Consider the following 17,553-nt stretch of genomic DNA (forward strand, 5'->3'; position numbering starts at 1 on the left):
ACTGATTTACATGCTGATTTACACCTGATGGCCATATTTCACAAATATTATTGACAAAGCTTTTCGCTTTCGGCGGCACTTTCGCCACCATCCACCCATCACCTCTCACAAGGATATGACGATGGGTTATCAGGAAGACATGGCACAGGCTGGCCGCCTCATCCGCGACTATGACGGTACCTGGGACGGCATCAGCGGCGAGAGCGTCGCGCGCATGCGCGCCCAGAACAAGTTCCGCACCGGCCTCGACATCGCCCGCTACACCGCGCGGATCATGCGCGCCGATATGGCCGCCTATGACGCCGATCCCGCCCACTACACCCAGTCGCTCGGCTGCTGGCACGGCTTCATCGCGCAGCAGAAGATGATCTCGGTCAAGAAGCATTTCGGCACCACCAAGGGCCGCTACATCTATCTGTCGGGCTGGATGATTGCCGCGCTGCGCAGCGAATTCGGCCCGCTGCCCGATCAGTCGATGCACGAAAAGACCAGCGTCCCGGCGCTGATCGAGGAAATCTACACCTTCCTGCGTCAGGCCGACGCCCGCGAACTCGGCATGCTGTTCCGCGATCTCGACGCCGCGCGCGCCGAGGGCGACGAACTCAAGGCCAAGCAGGTTCAGGCCGCAATCGACAATCATGAAACGCATGTCGTGCCGATCATTGCCGACATCGATGCCGGCTTCGGCAATGCCGAGGCGACCTACCTGCTCGCCAAGAAGATGATCGAAGCCGGCGCCTGCGCGCTGCAGATCGAGAATCAGGTTTCAGACGAAAAGCAGTGCGGTCACCAGGACGGCAAGGTCACCGTGCCGCACGAGGATTTCATCGCGAAGATCCGCGCCTGCCGCTATGCCTTCATGGAACTCGGCGTCGAGGATGGCATCATCGTGACGCGCACGGACAGCCTCGGCGCGGGCCTGACCAAGCAGATCGCCTTCTCGAAGGAACCCGGCGACCTTGGCGACCGGTATAACAGCTTCCTCGACTGCGAAGAGGTCGAAGGCGCGGGCAACCCCGGCGACGTCCTGATCAACCGCGACGGCAAGCTGATGCGCCCGAAGCGCCTGCCCTCGAACCTTTATCAGTTCCGCCCCGGAACCGGCGAGGATCGCTGCGTTATGGACTGCATCGCAAGCCTGCAGAACGGCGCCGACCTGCTGTGGATCGAAACCGAAAAGCCGCACATCGAACAGATCGCCGGCATGGTCGATCGCATCCGCGAAGTCGTGCCCAATGCGAAGCTCGCCTATAATAATTCGCCGAGCTTCAACTGGACGCTCAACTTCCGCCAGCAGGTGTTCGACAGCTGGCAGGCCGAAGGCAAGGACGTCAGCGCCTATGATCGCGCCAAGCTGATGAGCGCCGATTATGACGAGACGGAGCTGTCGATCGAAGCCGACAACCGCATCCGCACCTTCCAGCGCGACGCGGCGAAGCGGGCGGGCATCTTCCACCACCTCATCACGCTGCCGACCTATCACACCGCGGCGCTCAGCACCGACAATCTCGCCAAGGAATATTTCGGCGACGAAGCGATGCTCGGCTACGTCAAGGGCGTCCAGCGCAAGGAAATCCGCCAGGGCATCGCCTGCGTGAAGCATCAGAACATGTCGGGCAGCGACATCGGCGATGACCACAAGGAATATTTCGCCGGCGAAGCGGCTCTGAAGGCCGCGGGCAAGGACAATACGATGAATCAGTTCGCCGCCTGACCCAGTTTGGCGCGGGGGTTTTCGTTGCCCCCCGCGCCTTCCGAGCTTTCCTGGGGAGGAAAGCCTGCCCGCCGGACGTCGTTCGATGTCCGGCGGGCATTTTTGTCTGGATACGGTGACTTACCCCATTGGCCTTGTATCCCGCCGATTTGCGTGCATTATGGGGGAAATAGAAAAATCCCTCTCCCCACAAACGGCATCTCCCCATGAACGATACCCGACTGAAACTGATGGAAGCCATCGCGCGCAAGCGAACCGTGACCGCGCGCTACAATGGCAATGTGATGCGCCTCGCGCCGCATCTGATGTTCGAACGCCACGGCGCGCTGTTCGTCAGCGCGCTTAACCTCGACAAGAATTGGCGTTCCGACGACGAGCGCCGGCTCGGCCATTTCAAGCTCGATGGACTGGCGCAGACCGAGCTGGTCGACGAGGGCTTCGACCCGCTCCCGGCCTTTGAGCCCGTGGCGCCGAAGGACGAAGACACGCTCGTCCTGTCGATCTGATCCGGTCCGCTGGCCGCTCCGGCATTTTCTGCTGGAGTGCACAAGCAGGCTGCAGTTCGGGCCGCCTCCACCCCCGTTGGGAGGTAAAGACGGCCCGCACGCCTCCTATGTCGATGGCGATTCGTCGCCGTCCTTCGTCTTGACGAGCGACCAGAGCACGCCGCCCGCGATCAACGCGACCGTGACGCCCAGGCTGATCAGCGGCGGGAATTTGGCCCCGCCGAGCAGGAAGTCGGCGACGAAGATCTTCGACCCGATGAAGACGAGCACCAGCGCCAGCGCATATTTCAGATAGTGGAAACGGTGCACCATCGCGGCGAGCGCGAAATAGAGCGCGCGCAGACCGAGGATCGCCATGATGTTCGACGTATAGACGATGAAGGTGTCGGTCGTGATCGCGAAGATCGCCGGCACACTATCGACCGCGAACACGAGGTCGGCCAGATTGATGACCACCAGCGCCAGGAACAGCGGCGTCGCGGCGAGCGCGAGCTTGCCGCTCCTCTTGTCGATCGTGCGGACGAAGAATTTTTCGCCGTGCAGGTCGGGCGTGATCGGAATGTGCCGTGACAGCCAGCGGACGACCGGATTGCCCGCAACGTCCATCGGCTTGTCGCTCGCGAACAGCATCTTGACGCCGGTGAAGACCAGAAAGGCGGCGAAGACGTAGAGCAGCCATTCATATTCGGTAACCAGCGCCGCGCCGCCCGCGATCATGATCCCGCGCAGCAAGATCACCGCGACGATGCCCCACAGCAGCGCGCGATACTGATAGCGCGCGGGGATGGCAAAAGTCGCGAAGATCAGCGAGATAACGAAGATATTGTCGATCGACAGCGCCTTCTCGATGAAGAAGCCCGTATAATATTGCAGGCCGGCCTCGCCGCCCTTCTCCGCCCAGATCCACGCGCCGAAGGCCAGCGCGATGCCGATATAGAGCGCCGAGAGCTTCAGGCTCTCGCCGATCCCCATCTCCTTGTTCTCCTTGTGCAGGATGCCAAGGTCGAATGCGGTCAGCGCGACGACAAGGCCGATGAAGGCGGCCCAGAACCAGACCGGCGTGCCGAGCCAGTCGGAAAACAGAAATTCCATATGCGTCCGTCCCAAAAGAAGGGACGCGCCGCTCGCAAGCGACGCGCCCATATCATGGATTATCGATGGTTAGCGGCCGAAGGCCGGGCGCCGCGCGAGCATGGCAAGGCGATCCTTGACCGCCAGCTTCAGCTTCTTCAGCCGCAACAGGCGAAACGGATCGCCGCCACGCCGTCCGCGCTCGCGACGCACGGCGTCGTCGAGCTTGCGGTGCAGCACGGTCAATCGATAAATGTGGGTATTCATGGACATAAGGCGCCTCCTGATTGAGATTGCTCAAAAGCAGGTGACGCCGATGCCGGGCCCTTTGGTAGGGGGGAGGATGGGCCGCCAAGGCATCGGTGTCACCCGATGCGGTCCGACATCACGTGGCGGGAAAAATCCCGCCGACGCCAGAGGGGCCCGGCCCGCACTTTTCAAATGTAGGATAGCGCCCCGCCGCTTGCAAGTCCTCCCGGGGACATTTGGGAGGACGCCTGCCGGCGGCGGGACGCTACGCGTCGATCACTCGACGCGATTGAAATGCGTGGTTTCCAGCTTCTGGCTATTGTCGCTCGACCAGACGATCGTTTCGGTCATCGATTTCAGATCCTTGGCGACGGTATAGACCCGCGTCGACACCCGGGTGCCTGCCTTTCCCAAAGTCATCACCAATGTGTCCGGTGCAGGCTGACGCAGGGCGACGGTGTCGATAAAATCCATGTTGCCGGTGATCGGCACGGCGACGCCATCGAGCGCGGCGGTCGATTCCGAATATTTGACCGAGCCGTCGGGCGCGACGATTTCGACGCGCGTCGTCCACTTGCCGTCCTGCGCCGGCCGGAAGCTGATCGTCACCCGCCGGGGCCGTTCTTTTTCGGGCAACTGCGATGCGTCCAGCGACCAGCTTCCAACCAGCGGCAAGGAACGCGATGCCGTATCATGGGCGGCGTTCAAGGAACCCGGCTGGTCATCGGACGGGGCAGCCGCGAGCATCATTCCGGCGGCAGCCAGAGATATTGCAATGAACATGGCGATCATTCCTTTCGAACCGCGAACCCCGATGGTTGCGGTGTGCGCCAACGGCTCCACATCGGGGTGTCGTTTCGGAAGATCGATATTTTCGTCACAAGTTTTTTGGAGGTCGAGAAGGCGCGCCAATTCGCGGCTGCTGCCGACCCCCGTCTTGCGGCGGGCGGAGCGCAGGCGCTCGTTGATCGAGGTTTCCGAATGCCCCAGACGCGCCGCGATGGTCTTGACGGTATGTCCCGCGACCAGCAGGCGCAAAACTTCCATTTCCCGGTCGGTCAGGCGTGCGGACAAGCCGGGAAATGGGTCATGCGCAGACATGGCTTTTGCTCACCACAGGGCCACCAACAGGTCCATCCCAATTTATTTGGGAAATGGCGCCGGGGCCAGAGCGAGCGTGCGCAGGGCCGAGCGCCAGAATCAGGTCAGCGCGTCGGCCCCAATCCGCCGATCACCCCTTCGGCATCAGCTTCATCGCCATCGACGTCAGCGCCTCGGTCGCGGTCGAGATGACCGCGGGCGCGTCGGGCGCCCAGAAGGGCGAGTGAAGGCTGGGCAGGGTCCGCCCTTCCTTCTTCGCCGCATCGAGTTCGGCCTGCGGCACGCCGCCGACCCAGATGATTAGGCTCTTGATGTCCTTGTCATCGCGCGAGAAGCGGCCGAAATCCTCGCCCCCCATGACCGGAGGCATTTTGATCACGCGCTTGTCGCCAAAGCGCGTCGTCAGGAACGCTGCCATATCCTCGGTAAAATCGGGGGTGTTGAAGGTCGAGGGCGTGAATTCGTCCTTTTCGACGCTGACCACCGGCAATTTGTCGTCGGGGAGGCCTGCGGCGATCGCTTCGCCCTTGGCCACGCGCGCAATGCCGTCGAGCAGATGGTTGCGCACCTCGTCGGTATAGCTGCGAACCGTCAACTGCAGTCGCGCCTCGTCGGGGATGATATTATGCTTCGCGCCGGCATGGAAACTGCCGACGGTGACGACCGCGCTGTCGAGCGGGCTGATTTCACGCGACACGAGCGTTTGCAGCGCGGTGACGATCCGGCTCGCCAGCACGATCGGATCCTTGGTTGCCTGCGGATAGGCGCCATGACCGCCGACCCCCTTTACCAAGATGTCGACGCTATCGACATTGGCGAGCGCATAGTCTGGCGTATAGCCGATCGCGCCGGCCGGAAACTGCGCCGCGTCGTGGAAGGCGAGCGCATATTGCGGCTTGGGAAAGCGGGTATAGAGCCCATCTTCGAGCATCATCCGGGCGCCCGCGCCGCGCTCCTCGGCAGGCTGGCCGATCATGACCAGCGTTCCCGACCATTTATCCTTATTCGCCGCCATCAGCCGCGCGGTGCCGATCCACGACGTCATGTGCGTATCGTGGCCGCACGCATGCATCACGCCGGTTTCGACGCCTTCCTTGGTGGTCACGCGAACCTTTGACGCACCGGGCAGGCCCGTCTGTTCGGTCACCGGCAATCCGTCCATGTCCGCGCGCACCAGCACCACCGGACCGGGGCCGTTCTTCATCACGGCGACGACGCCGGTTCCGCCAACCTTTTCGGTGACATCGAAGCCGAGCTTGCGCGCTTCGGTGGCGAGAATGCCGGCCGAGCGCACCTCCATGAAGCTGAGTTCGGGGTTGGCGTGCAGATCCTTGTAGATCGTCATCAACGAGGGCATCTGCTGCTGCACCTGATCGCCCAGCGATTGCGCCGCCGCCGGCATCGTCAGCGCCAGTGCCGCAACGCCCGTCCACAAAATCCGCATAAATCCCCCTTTGTCCGTCAATCTCGCCCGTCAAATCTTTCCGTCAGTTTGCGGGAACCAGCTCGATCACATCGAGCAAGGATTCATAGGCCGGCGCCGGCAGCACCAGCCGCCAGCGATTGTCGCCGATCCGTTCGACCAGCCCGGCCATATCGCGCATGCGGTCGGTACCGTAATCGATAGCCAGCCGTTCGTCGCCAAGCTGCAGCGTGCCCAGAAAGACCTGCCGGTTCAGGCTGTCGGGAAAGATCAGGCCCACGGGACGCTGCGATCCGGTCAGCTTGACGAAGCTCGCGATGCCCTGCTCGTCGGCGATGCGGCACCGGAACCAGTCATAAGCGATATAGGCGAGCGTGCTGCGCCCCTGCGTACCAAGCTTGATCGTCCGGCACCGGTAATCGCCAGCAGGAATGTGCGGATTGGGCAGCGCCGCCATCGGCTCGAGCAAAACGCCCTCGCGCTCGATATCGGCGCCATAGCCTTTCGCGCGCGCATCGGTCAGCGCCGCCTGCCAGCTCTTGTACCAGCTGCGTATGCGTTCCTTGTCCTGATCGGTCGCCGTCGCACGCCACGTTCCTGCGGACGCAGGGGCATCGGCCGCCGAAGGCGGCACGGCGGGCACGGTCTGACAGGCGCCAAGGGTCAACCCCAGCGCCAGGGTGGAAACAAGCGTAGTGCGACCCCGCATTCTCGGTCTCTCCTGATCGGCTTTGGTTAACCCTTAGGAGGCGACGGACGAATGCTCAAGGGCGGGACGCGCGCAAGCGCCCTCAGGCGGCGGTCCAGCCGCCATCGACGCTCAGATTGGCGCCAGTGATGTTCGCGGCCTCGTCGCGGGTCAGGAAGGCGGCGATCGCGGCCACTTGCTCGACCGTAACGAACTGCTTGGTCGGCTGACCGGCGAGCAGCACGTCGTTGATGACCTGCTCGCGCGTCATATGCCGCGCCTTCATCGTATCGGGGATCTGGTTCTCGACGAGCGGCGTCCAGACATAGCCCGGGCTGATGCAATTGACGGTGATGCCGGCTTCGGCAACTTCCAGCGCGACCGTCTTGGTCAGGCCAGCAAGGCCGTGCTTTGCGGTGACATAGGCCGATTTGAACGGCGAGGCGACGAGCGAGTGCGCCGATGCGGTACCGATGATCCGCCCCCATCCCTTCTTGCGCATCCCCGGAACCGCGTGGCGAATGGTGTGAAAGGCCGCGGTCAGGTTGAGCGCGATGATCATGTTCCATTTTTCGACCGGGAAATCCTCGACCGGCGCGACATATTGCATGCCCGCATTGTTCACGAGGATGTCGACGCCGCCCATATCCTTGTCGGCGCGCTTGAACATCGCTTCGATCTCGTCGGGCTTGGTCAGGTCGGCACCATCATAGGCGGCCTTGCCGCCGTTCAGCACCTGCAGCGCCGCGCGTTCGGCTTCGATCGCCGCCTCTTCGCCGAAGCCATTGATGATGATGTTCGCGCCCTCGGCGGCGAGCGCCTTGGCAATGCCGAGGCCGATGCCCGACGTCGATCCGGTGACGAGAGCCGTCTTGCCTTGCAGTCGCATAAATAGTCCTTTCTTCGGGGGGGGATAATGATGGCGGTCAGCCGGCCTTGGGCCGCAGCAGGTCGGCCTGCACCGCGAAACTGTCCGATCGCCCTTCGGCGATGCTTTCGGCAAGAAGATGCCCGTCCTTCATCGCCGCTTCGACCGCGGCGCGGCCGAGTGCCCAATTGGCCTCCATCGTCGAGCGCGAGAATTCGAAATCGCGCGCACCGGTCTGCCAGGCGGGCGGTTGATGGATGAGCTGCACGACGTTCAGCGCCTTGCAGTCGACCATCTTCTGCACCGCCTTGACCTCGGGCAGATCGCGCGCCTCGGGCGGCAGCTTCGCCAGCATCCGGTCGATCAACGCATGCTCCTTGCGCCGCCGTACCAGCCCGTCGGAAATGCGCCGGGTACGGCTCGAATAGCGGATATCCTTTTCGCGCGACCAGACCTCTTCCAGATCGTGCGGACGATCGCCGCGCGCCGGGAAAAGATCGACCTGAAAGACGAGCATATCCTCGTGCGCTGCCTCGACCACATGCTCGAGCGGCGTGTTCGACACCAGCCCGCCATCCCAATACCAATGCCCGTCGATCTCGATCGGCGGCAGCCCCGGCGGCAAGGCGCCGGACGCCATGATATGCCGCGCGTCGATCCGGTCGGTGCGGGTATCGAAATAGCGGAAATTGCCCGTCTCGACCGCGACCGCGCCGACCGAAAGCCGGACATTGCCCGTGTTGAGCCGATCCCAGTCGATCAGCTGGTCGAGCGTCGCGATCAGCGGCGTCGTGTCATAATAGCTGACCGCGGCAGGCGTCTGCCGCTCGGCAAAAAGCGGCGGCGGGATGCGCGGAACGAAAAATCCCGGCACCCCGAAACTCGCGACCCGTGCGGCCGCGCCCAGATGCACCCACTCCCGCACCGCATCATTGTCGACCACCGGTAGCGAGGGCAGCGCCGACGACACGCCTTCCCAAAAGGCGCGCATCTTTCCGACCGCCTCGTCGCGCGGATTGCCCGCGATGATGGCGGCGTTGATCGCCCCGATCGAAATACCCGCGACCCAATCGAGTTCGATCCCAAGATCGATCAGCGCTTCGTAAACGCCGGCCTGAAAGGCGCCAAGCGCACCGCCCCCCTGCAGGACAAGCACCACAAGGTCGGGAAGCGGCAGGGCGGCTCGGGCAGCGCGGCGAGGCATGGACTCGGAAACGATCCTCTTTTGGGTCGGCACCCGCGTCTTTTGTGCGCCGCAACAGCGAACAATGCAAGGGTGCTGTGCAGCGCGAATCCCCTTCCAATTGCGGGGTGCTGCTGCCACAACCGTTTTACGACAAGGCTTTGACGGCGGAGACAGGCATGCGCCTCGACGATTATGATCCCGGCGACGACATTCGCGATCTCGGTCGCGGCGGGGGCGGATTCGGCGGCGGGGGCGGCGGCATGGGCGGATTGCTCGTCGGCCTGCTGCCGATGCTGCTCGGGCGCAAGATGGGCTGCGGGACCATCCTGCTGCTCGGCGTGCTCGCCTTCGTCTTTCTCGGTCCCGGCGCCAGCCTGCTCAGCACCGGCGGCGGAAGCGCCGACCCGATGGCACAAAGCCGCGGCGCACCGCAGGGGGTTGCCTGCGACACGGCGGCGGAGAAATTCGCCTGCAACGTCTTCGGCTCGACGCATCAGGTCTGGGGGCAGCTTGTCGACGGCTATCGCAAGCCGACGCTCAATTTCTTCACCGACGAAAACCGGTCGGGCTGCGGCGCTGCACAGGCGGCGATGGGCCCGTTCTACTGCCCTGCCGATCAGGGTGTCTACCTCGACACAGCTTTCTTCAACGAACTGGCGAGCCGCTTCGGCGCCGCCGGCGATGCAGCGCAGGCCTATGTCGTCGCGCACGAAGTCGGTCACCACATCCAGACGCTGACCGGCATTTCGGACAAGGTTCGCCAGATGCAGGCGCGATCGTCGCAGGCCGAGGGCAATGCGCTGCAGGTTCGCATGGAGTTGCAGGCCGACTGCTACGCCGGCGTCTGGGCCAATCGCGCGCGGACGAAGGACGGTCAGCCGGTGATGGAACCCGGCGATATGGAAGAAGCGATGCGCGCCGCCAACGCGATCGGCGACGATACGCTGATGCGCTCGGCCGGGCAGCGTCCCGTTCCCGAAAGTTTCACCCACGGCACGAGCGAACAGCGCATGAGCTGGCTGCGCCGCGGCCTGGAAACCGGAGATCCGCGCCAGTGCGACACCTTCAACGCTTCGCGCTGATCGCCGCGCTGGCGGCGGCATCCGCGCCCGCTTCGGCGGCAAGCGTCTATGTAAAGGCCGGGCGCCTGATCGACGGGCTGACCGACACCGTTCGCACCGGCCAGTGCATCACCATCGCCGACGAGCATATCGTCGCGGTCGCGCCGTGCGGCAAGGCGCCCAACGGCGCGCAGGTCGTCGACTGGTCGGCCTATACGGTGCTGCCGGGGCTGATCGACCTGCACACGCATCTCGCCGATCTGGGGCAAAGCGCCGATCTTGCCGCACCGATGAAGGCCTCGCCCGCCGAAACTGCGCTCGTCGGCGCGCGCAACGCACGCGTGACGCTCGACGCCGGCTTCACCAGCGTGCGCGACGTCGGCACCTATCGCGGGCTGACCGACGTCGCGCTCCGCAATGCGATTGACCGCGGCGATGTACCGGGGCCGCGCATGTGGGTCGCGGGCGCCTATATCACCATCCCCGGCGGCGGCGGCGAACTCAACGGCGTCGTCCCCAATGACCAGCTCCCGCCCGATATGCGGCTGGGGGTCGCCGCGACGCCCGAAGAGGCGGCGGCCAAGACCGCCTTTCTGCTCGATCATGGCGCCGATTTCATCAAGACGATTGCGACCGGCGCGGTGCTGGCGATCGGCACCGAACCCGGTGCGCCCGAACTCACCGAGGATCAGCTTCGCGCCGTCGTGACGGTCGCCCACGCACGCGGCAAGCGCGTCACGGCTCATGCGCATGGCGCCGAAGGGATCAAGAATGCGATCCGTGCCGGGGTCGACAGCATCGAGCATGCAAGCCTCGCCGACGAAGAAGCGCTGCAAATGGCGAAGGCGCACGGCACCTGGCTCGCGATGGACATCTACAACGGCGATTATATCAACGACATCGGGACGAAAGAGGGTTGGCCCGAGGAATATTTGCGCAAGAATCGCGAAACCACCGACACGCAGCGCGCGGCGTTCAGGCGGGCCGTCGAATTGGGAATCAAGATCGGCTTCGCGACCGACGCGGGGGTCTATCCGCACGGGCTCAACGCGCGGCAATTTGCCTATATGGTCCGTTATGGCATGACGCCGATGCAGGCGATCCAGGCCGCGACCGGCCGCGCTTCGGAAGAAATGGGCCGTAGCGATGTCGGAGCGGTGGCACCGGGCCGCTATGGCGACCTGATCGCGGTAAAGGCCGACCCGCTGACCGATATCCGCATCCTCGAACGGGTCGATCATGTCATGAAAGGCGGGACGATCATCCGCTGACGCGGCGCGCGCCGTCGCCGGACGCCGAGCCCGGTTGTCACGGCGCGGGCGCCTCGTTAGGGGCTGCGCAGTGGACAACAGCATCGAAATCGGAATCGACGGCGCGCAGCGGCCCGTTCATGTCAATGTCCAGGAATTGCTGGCGACGCGCCTGTTGGTCCAGGGCAATTCGGGATCGGGCAAATCGCACCTGCTCCGTCGCCTGCTCGAAGAAAGCGCGGGGCTCGTCCAGCAGATCGTGATCGATCCCGAGGGCGATTTCGTCACCCTTGCCGACCAATATTCGCACATCGTCGTCAACGCGGGCGATTATAGCGAGGCCGAAATCGCGGCGATGGGCGCGCGTATCCGCGAACATCGCGCCTCGGTCGTCCTCAGCCTCGACACGCTGGAAATCGAGGCGCAGATGAGCTGCGTCGCGGTCTTCCTGAACGCCTTGTTCGATGCGCCGCGCGCGCACTGGTTCCCGGCGCTCGTCGTCGTTGACGAGGCGCAGATGTTCGCGCCGAGCGCGGCGGGCGAAGTGTCCGACGCGGTCCGGCGCGCCTCGCTGTCGGCGATGACCAATTTGATGTGCCGCGGCCGCAAACGCGGCCTCGCTGGAGCCATTGCGACGCAGCGGCTCGCAAAGCTCGCCAAGAATGTCGCCGCGGAGGCGAGCAATTTCCTGATGGGTCGCACCTTCCTCGACATCGACATGGCGCGCGCCGCCGACCTGCTCGGCATGGAGCGGCGGCAGGCCGAGCAGATACGCGACCTCGACCGCGGTTGTTTCCTCGGCCTTGGTCCCGCGATCACGCGGCGGCCGGTATCGATCCGTATCGGGTCGACCCGCACCGCCACGCGCGCCGGCACGCACAGCCTGTTGCCGCTGCCAAGCGCCGAGCCGGCCGATATGCAGACGATGCTCTTCGCCAATCTCGACGCCCAACCCGCGCCGCATCCCGCCCCGGCCCCACGCCCGGTCGCGGCGCAGGAGTTGATGGAGCGCTTCGTCGTCCCCGCCGAAGACGCCACCTCGCCCATCGACGACGGCCCGCCGTCGGCGCCGGCACCGGCGATCGATCCCGAACCCGTGGTCATCGCGGCGCTACGCGACATGCTGGCCGACCCGGCGTGCGGCTTCCATGCCGAATCCTTTCTCTATCAGGATTTTTCGGTGCGCTGCCGGATGCAGAAGCTGCGGCAGGTGCCGCTCGACCTTGCGCAGTTCCGGCGCCGCTTCGCGCTCGCCAAGGCGGGGATCTTCGATCCCGCGGAGCCGCAATGGCACGACCTGCTCGACGCGGCGACGCGCCTGCCCGACGACATGCTCGCGCCCTTCCTGCTGATCGGGCGCGCCGCGATGGAGGGATCGCCCTGCCCCGACGACGATGCGCTCGGCGCGGCTTATGGCACGCGCTCGCCGGGCCGGGTCCGCCGCCTCGTCGAATATATGGAGCGGCAGGGCGCGGTGGTGGTGCGGTCGGATTTCGGCGGACGCCGGTCGATCGGCATCCCGGCGCTGGGGTTGAGCACCGAGGCCGAGTGATCGGCCGCCCGCCCTCTCACGCTTGATGGTTGCGGCGGCGCGGCGCTTCGGCATAAGCGGCGCGAAGCAAAGAGAGGATTGGACCAGCGACGATGCAGCTCAGCCCCTATGACAGCGAGCATTTTCCCGAGATTCGTGAGGGCGTGCGGCGGCTGTGCGCCGAGTTTCCGGGCGAATATTGGCGCGAACTCGACGTAAGGCGCGAATATCCCACCGCCTTCGTCAAGGCTCTGACCGACGCGGGCTATCTCTCGGTGCTGATCCCCGAAGAATATGGCGGATCGGGGCTCGGCCTGTCGGCGGCGGCGGCGATCCTCGAGACGATCCAAGCCGAAGGCTGCAATGGCGGCGCCTGCCATGCGCAGATGTACATCATGGGGTCGATCCTGCGCCACGGGTCGGAAGAACAGAAGCAAGCCTATCTGCCCAAAATTGCAACCGGCGAGTTGCGCCTGCAAGCCTTCGGCGTCACCGAGCCGACGAGCGGCACCGACACGACCGCGCTGCGCACCGTCGCGGTGCGCGATGGCGACGATTATGTCGTGAACGGCCAGAAAATCTGGACCAGCCGCGCCGAGCATAGCGACCTGATGCTGCTCCTCGCGCGCACGACCCCCAAGGATCAGGCGGCGAAAAAGACCGAAGGCCTCTCGACCTTCATCGTCGACATGAAAAAGGCGCTGGCCGACGGGTCGCTCACCATCCGCCCGATCCGCACGATGATGAATCATGCGACGACCGAGGTCTTCTTCGACAATATGCGCATTCCGGTCGCCAACCTGTTGGGCGAGGAAGGAAAAGGCTTCCGTTACATCCTCTCGGGCATGAACGCCGAACGGACGTTGATCGCCGCCGAATGTGTCGGCGACGCCAAATGGTTCATCCGGAAGTCCGCCGACTATGCGAACGAACGCCATGTTTTCGGCCGCGCGATCGGCCAGAACCAGGGCATCTCCTTCCCGATCGCCCGTGCCTATGCCAATATGCGCGCCGCCGAATTGATGGTTCACGAAGCCGCCCGGCTCTATGAAGCCGCACAGCCCAACGGCGCGGAGGCCAATATGGCAAAGATGCTCGCCGCCGACGCGTCGGTCGAAGCCGGCAATGTCTGCATCCAGACCCACGGCGGCTTCGGCTTTGCCGAGGAATATGACGTCGAGCGCAAGTTCCGCGAGACGCGCCTCTATCAGGTCGCGCCGATCTCGACGAACCTCATCCTCTCCTTCCTCGCCGAGCATGTCCTCGGCATGCCGCGGTCCTATTGATGGCCGATACCCCGCCCTTCCTTCCGCGCCCGGTGCGCCGGATGGGTCTGGGGGTGGCGGGCGATGCCGACATCGAGCGCATGATCGCGGTCGAAATGCCGGTCTCGATCGAGGTTCAGGGGCTCGCCTATGCCGTGATGATGGCGACGCCCGCCGATCTCGAAGATTTCGGCGTCGGATTCGCACTGGCCGAGGGGTTCGTCGATACGGCAGCGCAGATCGACCGGATCGACGCGCAGCCGGTTCCCGGCGGCCAAGCGCTGCGACTCTGGCTTTCCCCCGCTTGCGCCGCGCGCGCGCTCGACCGCGCCCGGACGCGCGTGAGCGAGAGCAGTTGCGGCCTGTGCGGCCTCGAAAATATCGACGCGGTGCTGCGCCCGCTGCCCCCCGTGACCGCGCGCGTCACCGTGCCGCGCGCGGCGATCGCGCGCGCGCTTGCGGCGCTCCCCGAGCGGCAACCGCTCGGGCGTGCGACCGGCGCCGCTCACGCCGCCGCTTTCTGCGACCCCGATGGCGACATTCTGCTCGTTCGCGAAGATGTCGGACGGCACAATGCCCTCGACAAGCTTGTCGGCGCGCTCGCGCGCGGCGGCGTCGATCCGGCGGGCGGCTTCATCCTGCTGTCGGCGCGCTGTAGCTACGAACTGGTCGAAAAGACGGTGCGCGCGGGTTGCCCGATGCTCGTCACCATCTCGGCGCCCACCAGCCTGGCCGCCGAGCGCGCCGCATCGGCCGGGCTGACGCTCGTCTCGCTGGCGCGCGCCGACAATGCCCTCATCATCTGCGACGCGCAGGGCATGAGCGCATGAGGCTGCTCGGCGCGGTACTCGCCGGCGGGCAGTCGTGCCGCTTCGGCTCCGACAAGGCGCAGGCGCTCTTGGACGGCACGACGCTCCTCGATCATGCCGTCGCGGCGCTGAAGCCGCAATGCGACCGGATCGTCATCGTCGGACGGGAAAACGGGCGCGTCGCCGCGATACCCGACCGGCCGCGGCCCGGCCTCGGCCCGCTCGGCGGCATCGCCGGGGCGCTTTCCTATGCCGCAAACGAAGGCTTCGATACGGTGCTGACGGTGCCGGTCGACTGTGTTCGGCTACCCGCGAATCTGCGCGATCTGCTCGCCCCGCCGCCGGCATTTCTCGCCGCGCAGCCGGTTATCGGTCTGTGGCCGGTGCAGGCGCTTCCGCTGCTTGACGCACTCCTCAGCGAAGAGGACGACCGGTCGGTACGCGGCTTCGCCCGCCGGATCGGTGCGCGTGCGGTCGAGAACGATGTCGACCTGCCGAACATCAACCGCCCGTCCGATCTCGATCGTTTCGCTTAGGCGCCGACGACCCGCACCGGGATCGACTTTGCCGCCGGACAGCCGCTGATCGGGTCATAATAGGCGAGCGGCAGCAGCGGGTTGAGTTCGGGATAATAGCCCGCGATGGAACCTGCCGGCATCGGATAGTCGATCGCGGTCAGCCCCTCGACCCGCCGCACGATGCCGTCGGTGCTGATCGTTTCCAGCATGATCCTCGCGCCTTCGGCCAAGCCGCGCGCCGCCATGTCCTCGGCATTCATGAACACCACCATCCGGTCGTTGTACACGCCGCGATAGCGATCATTATAGCTGTAGATCGTCGTGTTGAACTGATCGTGCGATCGCACCGTCGCGAGCCGCAGCATGCCGGGATCATCGACCGGCGCATCGACGTGCAGTCCGGGCAGCGGCAGGAAATTGGCTTTCCCGTTCGGGGTCAGCCACGCGCGCCGCCGCGGCGCGATGTCGAGATGAAAGCCTTTGGGCGCTTTGATGCGCTCGCCGAAATCGGCATAGACGGCGGGATAGACATCGGCGATCCGGTCGCGGATGCGGGCATAATCGTCGATATAGCTCGCCCAATCGACCTTGCTGTCGGGCAAGGCCGCCATCGCCATGCGGCAGACGATCTCGACCTCCGGCAACAGATGTTCGCTCGCTGGATCGAGCACCCCGCGCGAGGCGGTGACGTTCGACATCGAATCCTCGATCGTGACGAATTGCTCGCCCGCCGCGGTTTCGATGCGTTCGGATCGCGCGATGACCGGCAGGATGAGCGCATCCTTGCCATGCACCAGATGCCCGCGGTTGAGCTTGGTCGCGATGCCGACGGTCAGGTCCAGCTTGCGCATCGCGTCATAGGCGCGGTCGGTATCGGGCACCGCGCGCACGAAATTGCCGCCCAGCCCGATGAAGACCTTCGCCGTCCCCGCCATCATCGCCTCGACCGATTCGACGGTGTGATGGCCGTGCGCGCGCGGCGGCTCGAAGCCGAAGACATCGCGCACGCGATCGAGATAAGCCTCGGTCGGCTTTTCGTCGATGCCGACGGTGCGATCGCCCTGCACGTTCGAATGACCGCGGATCGGGGAGATGCCGGCGCCGGGCTTGCCATAATTGCCCTTGAGCAGCAGCAGCGCCGCAACTTGCTGGAGCAGCCGCGATCCCAGTTGATGCTGGGTCAGCCCCATGCCGTAACAGATGATCGTGGCGTTGGAGCGGATATAGACTTCGGCGCAGCGGCGAATCTGCTCTTCCGAAATGCCCGAGACCGCGACCATCTCGCCCCAATCCTGCGCCATGATGTCGTCGCGCAGTTCCTCGAAACCTTCGGTATGCTCGGCGATGAAATCATGGTCGAAGACCGTTTCGCCCGCGGCTTCGCGCTCGAACATCGCGCGCATCATGCCCTTGATCAGCGCAAGATCGCCGCCGATCTTCACATGCACGAATTCGCTGGCGATCGGCGTCGAGCCGAAGGTTGCCATCTGCGCGATGTCCTGCGGCTCGGTGAAGCGGATCAGCGCGCGTTCGGGCATCGGATTGACCGCGACAATCGGAATCCCGCGCCGCCGCGCTTCGACGAGGCAGGTCATCATGCGCGGCGCGTTGGTGCCGGGGTTCTGCCCGATCACGAAGATGGCCTCGGCATGGTCGAAATCGTCGAGGATCACCGTCCCTTTGCCCACCCCGATCGCGGGCGGCAGGCCGCGGCTCGTCGGTTCATGGCACATGTTCGAACAATCGGGAAAATTGTTGGTGCCGAACTCGCGCACGAAGATCGAATAAAGGAACGCCGCCTCGTTCGGAGTGCGGCCGGAGGTATAGAATTCGGCCTGGTCGGGATCATCGAGCGCGCGCAGGTGCCGGCCGATCAGCGCAAATGCGTCGTCCCAGCTCACCGGCATATAATGGTCGGTCGCGGCGTCATAGCGCATCGGCTCGGTGAGCCGCCCCTGCATCTCGAGCCAATAGTCCGACTGCGCCATGAGCTCGGTGACGCTGTGCGCCGCGAAGAAGTCGCGCGTGACCCGGAATTTCGTCGCCTCATGCGCGAGCGCCTTGGCCCCATTCTCGCAGAATTCCAGCTTCTTGGTGCAACTCGCATCAGGAAAGGCGCAGCTCGGACATTTGAAACCGCCCGGTTGGTTCATCGACAGCAGCGCGCGCGATCCCTTGGTAACGACGCTTTGTTCGAGCAGCACTTTTGCGGTGGCCGCGGCGGCGCCCCATCCGCCCGCGGGCTGCTTGTAGGGGGTGTAGCGGGGCTTGCCTTCGGCCATGGTCGTATCCCGAGCGATTGGACGCCCACTA

General features: G+C 64.8%; 16 protein-coding genes. 8 read left to right on the forward strand and 8 right to left on the reverse strand.

The genetic code is table 11. From position 1 onward, the window contains the following. The first annotated feature begins 121 nt into the window (after positions 1-121). Positions 122-1,714 carry an isocitrate lyase gene (locus P1IM2_RS15595; protein ID WP_186403000.1) on the forward strand — a complete coding sequence of 531 codons (1,593 nt, stop codon included), beginning with the start codon at positions 122-124 and terminating at the stop codon, positions 1,712-1,714. Positions 1,715-1,920: 206 nt separating this feature from the next. Beyond that, complete coding sequence (locus P1IM2_RS15600; protein ID WP_003044268.1) at positions 1,921-2,220, forward strand: hypothetical protein; 300 nt, start codon at positions 1,921-1,923, stop codon at positions 2,218-2,220. Positions 2,221-2,325: 105 nt separating this feature from the next. Here P1IM2_RS15600 and P1IM2_RS15605 read toward each other — a convergent pair whose 3' ends face one another. The 7 genes from P1IM2_RS15605 to P1IM2_RS15635 form a co-directional block, all read right to left on the reverse strand. Further along, a complete protein-coding gene (locus P1IM2_RS15605; protein ID WP_186403001.1) occupies positions 2,326-3,312 on the reverse strand; it encodes a TerC family protein in 987 nt (328 codons plus the stop codon). Between the two features lie 69 nt (positions 3,313-3,381). Next, positions 3,382-3,558 (reverse strand): DUF465 domain-containing protein, encoded by a 177-nt coding sequence (locus P1IM2_RS15610; RefSeq protein ID WP_003044272.1) that lies wholly within the window; start codon positions 3,556-3,558, stop codon positions 3,382-3,384. A 258-nt stretch (positions 3,559-3,816) separates the two neighbouring features. Further along, on the reverse strand, positions 3,817-4,641 hold the full coding sequence (locus P1IM2_RS15615) for a helix-turn-helix transcriptional regulator (RefSeq protein WP_260834176.1): 825 nt from the start codon (positions 4,639-4,641) through the stop codon (positions 3,817-3,819). A gap of 130 nt (positions 4,642-4,771) precedes the next feature. Further along, positions 4,772-6,085: an amidohydrolase gene (locus P1IM2_RS15620; RefSeq protein WP_186403003.1), complete on the reverse strand. Its 1,314-nt coding sequence runs from the start codon at positions 6,083-6,085 to the stop codon at positions 4,772-4,774. A gap of 43 nt (positions 6,086-6,128) precedes the next feature. Then, positions 6,129-6,773: a DUF4893 domain-containing protein gene (locus P1IM2_RS15625; protein ID WP_186403004.1), complete on the reverse strand. Its 645-nt coding sequence runs from the start codon at positions 6,771-6,773 to the stop codon at positions 6,129-6,131. Positions 6,774-6,855: 82 nt separating this feature from the next. Then, on the reverse strand, positions 6,856-7,641 hold the full coding sequence (locus P1IM2_RS15630; protein WP_186403005.1) for a 3-hydroxybutyrate dehydrogenase: 786 nt from the start codon (positions 7,639-7,641) through the stop codon (positions 6,856-6,858). 37 nt (positions 7,642-7,678) lie between these two features. Further along, positions 7,679-8,824, reverse strand: coding sequence for a patatin-like phospholipase family protein (locus P1IM2_RS15635; RefSeq protein WP_186403006.1), 1,146 nt, complete (start codon positions 8,822-8,824; stop codon positions 7,679-7,681). Between the two features lie 158 nt (positions 8,825-8,982). Here P1IM2_RS15635 and P1IM2_RS15640 point away from each other — a divergent pair, with 158 nt between their 5' ends. From P1IM2_RS15640 to P1IM2_RS15665, 6 genes are all read left to right on the forward strand, one after another. Then, positions 8,983-9,888: a neutral zinc metallopeptidase gene (locus P1IM2_RS15640; protein WP_186403007.1), complete on the forward strand. Its 906-nt coding sequence runs from the start codon at positions 8,983-8,985 to the stop codon at positions 9,886-9,888. Further along, positions 9,861-11,138: an amidohydrolase family protein gene (locus P1IM2_RS15645; protein ID WP_186403008.1), complete on the forward strand. Its 1,278-nt coding sequence runs from the start codon at positions 9,861-9,863 to the stop codon at positions 11,136-11,138. Before P1IM2_RS15640 ends, P1IM2_RS15645 begins: the two co-directional genes overlap by 28 nt. Positions 11,139-11,208: 70 nt before the next feature. Beyond that, the gene (locus P1IM2_RS15650) at positions 11,209-12,669 is read left to right on the forward strand and encodes a helicase HerA domain-containing protein (protein WP_186403009.1); all 1,461 of its coding nucleotides are present in this window, start codon (positions 11,209-11,211) and stop codon (positions 12,667-12,669) included. Between the two features lie 92 nt (positions 12,670-12,761). Further along, a complete protein-coding gene (locus tag P1IM2_RS15655; protein WP_186403010.1) occupies positions 12,762-13,934 on the forward strand; it encodes an acyl-CoA dehydrogenase family protein in 1,173 nt (390 codons plus the stop codon). Then, positions 13,934-14,743 carry a formate dehydrogenase accessory sulfurtransferase FdhD gene (gene fdhD, locus P1IM2_RS15660; RefSeq protein WP_186403011.1) on the forward strand — a complete coding sequence of 270 codons (810 nt, stop codon included), beginning with the start codon at positions 13,934-13,936 and terminating at the stop codon, positions 14,741-14,743. Before P1IM2_RS15655 ends, fdhD begins: the two co-directional genes overlap by 1 nt. Then, on the forward strand, positions 14,740-15,258 hold the full coding sequence (locus P1IM2_RS15665; protein ID WP_186403012.1) for a molybdenum cofactor guanylyltransferase: 519 nt from the start codon (positions 14,740-14,742) through the stop codon (positions 15,256-15,258). The genes fdhD and P1IM2_RS15665 overlap by 4 nt, the downstream gene beginning before the upstream one ends. Here the strand turns inward: P1IM2_RS15665 and P1IM2_RS15670 are convergent. Beyond that, on the reverse strand, positions 15,255-17,522 hold the full coding sequence (locus P1IM2_RS15670) for an FdhF/YdeP family oxidoreductase (RefSeq protein WP_186403013.1): 2,268 nt from the start codon (positions 17,520-17,522) through the stop codon (positions 15,255-15,257). The two genes, P1IM2_RS15665 and P1IM2_RS15670, sit on opposite strands and share 4 nt — an antisense overlap. Positions 17,523-17,553 lie beyond the last annotated feature (31 nt).

It is taken from the genome of Sphingopyxis sp. P1IMeth2 (assembly GCF_900185685.1).
Classification (GTDB): domain Bacteria; phylum Pseudomonadota; class Alphaproteobacteria; order Sphingomonadales; family Sphingomonadaceae; genus Sphingopyxis; species Sphingopyxis terrae_A.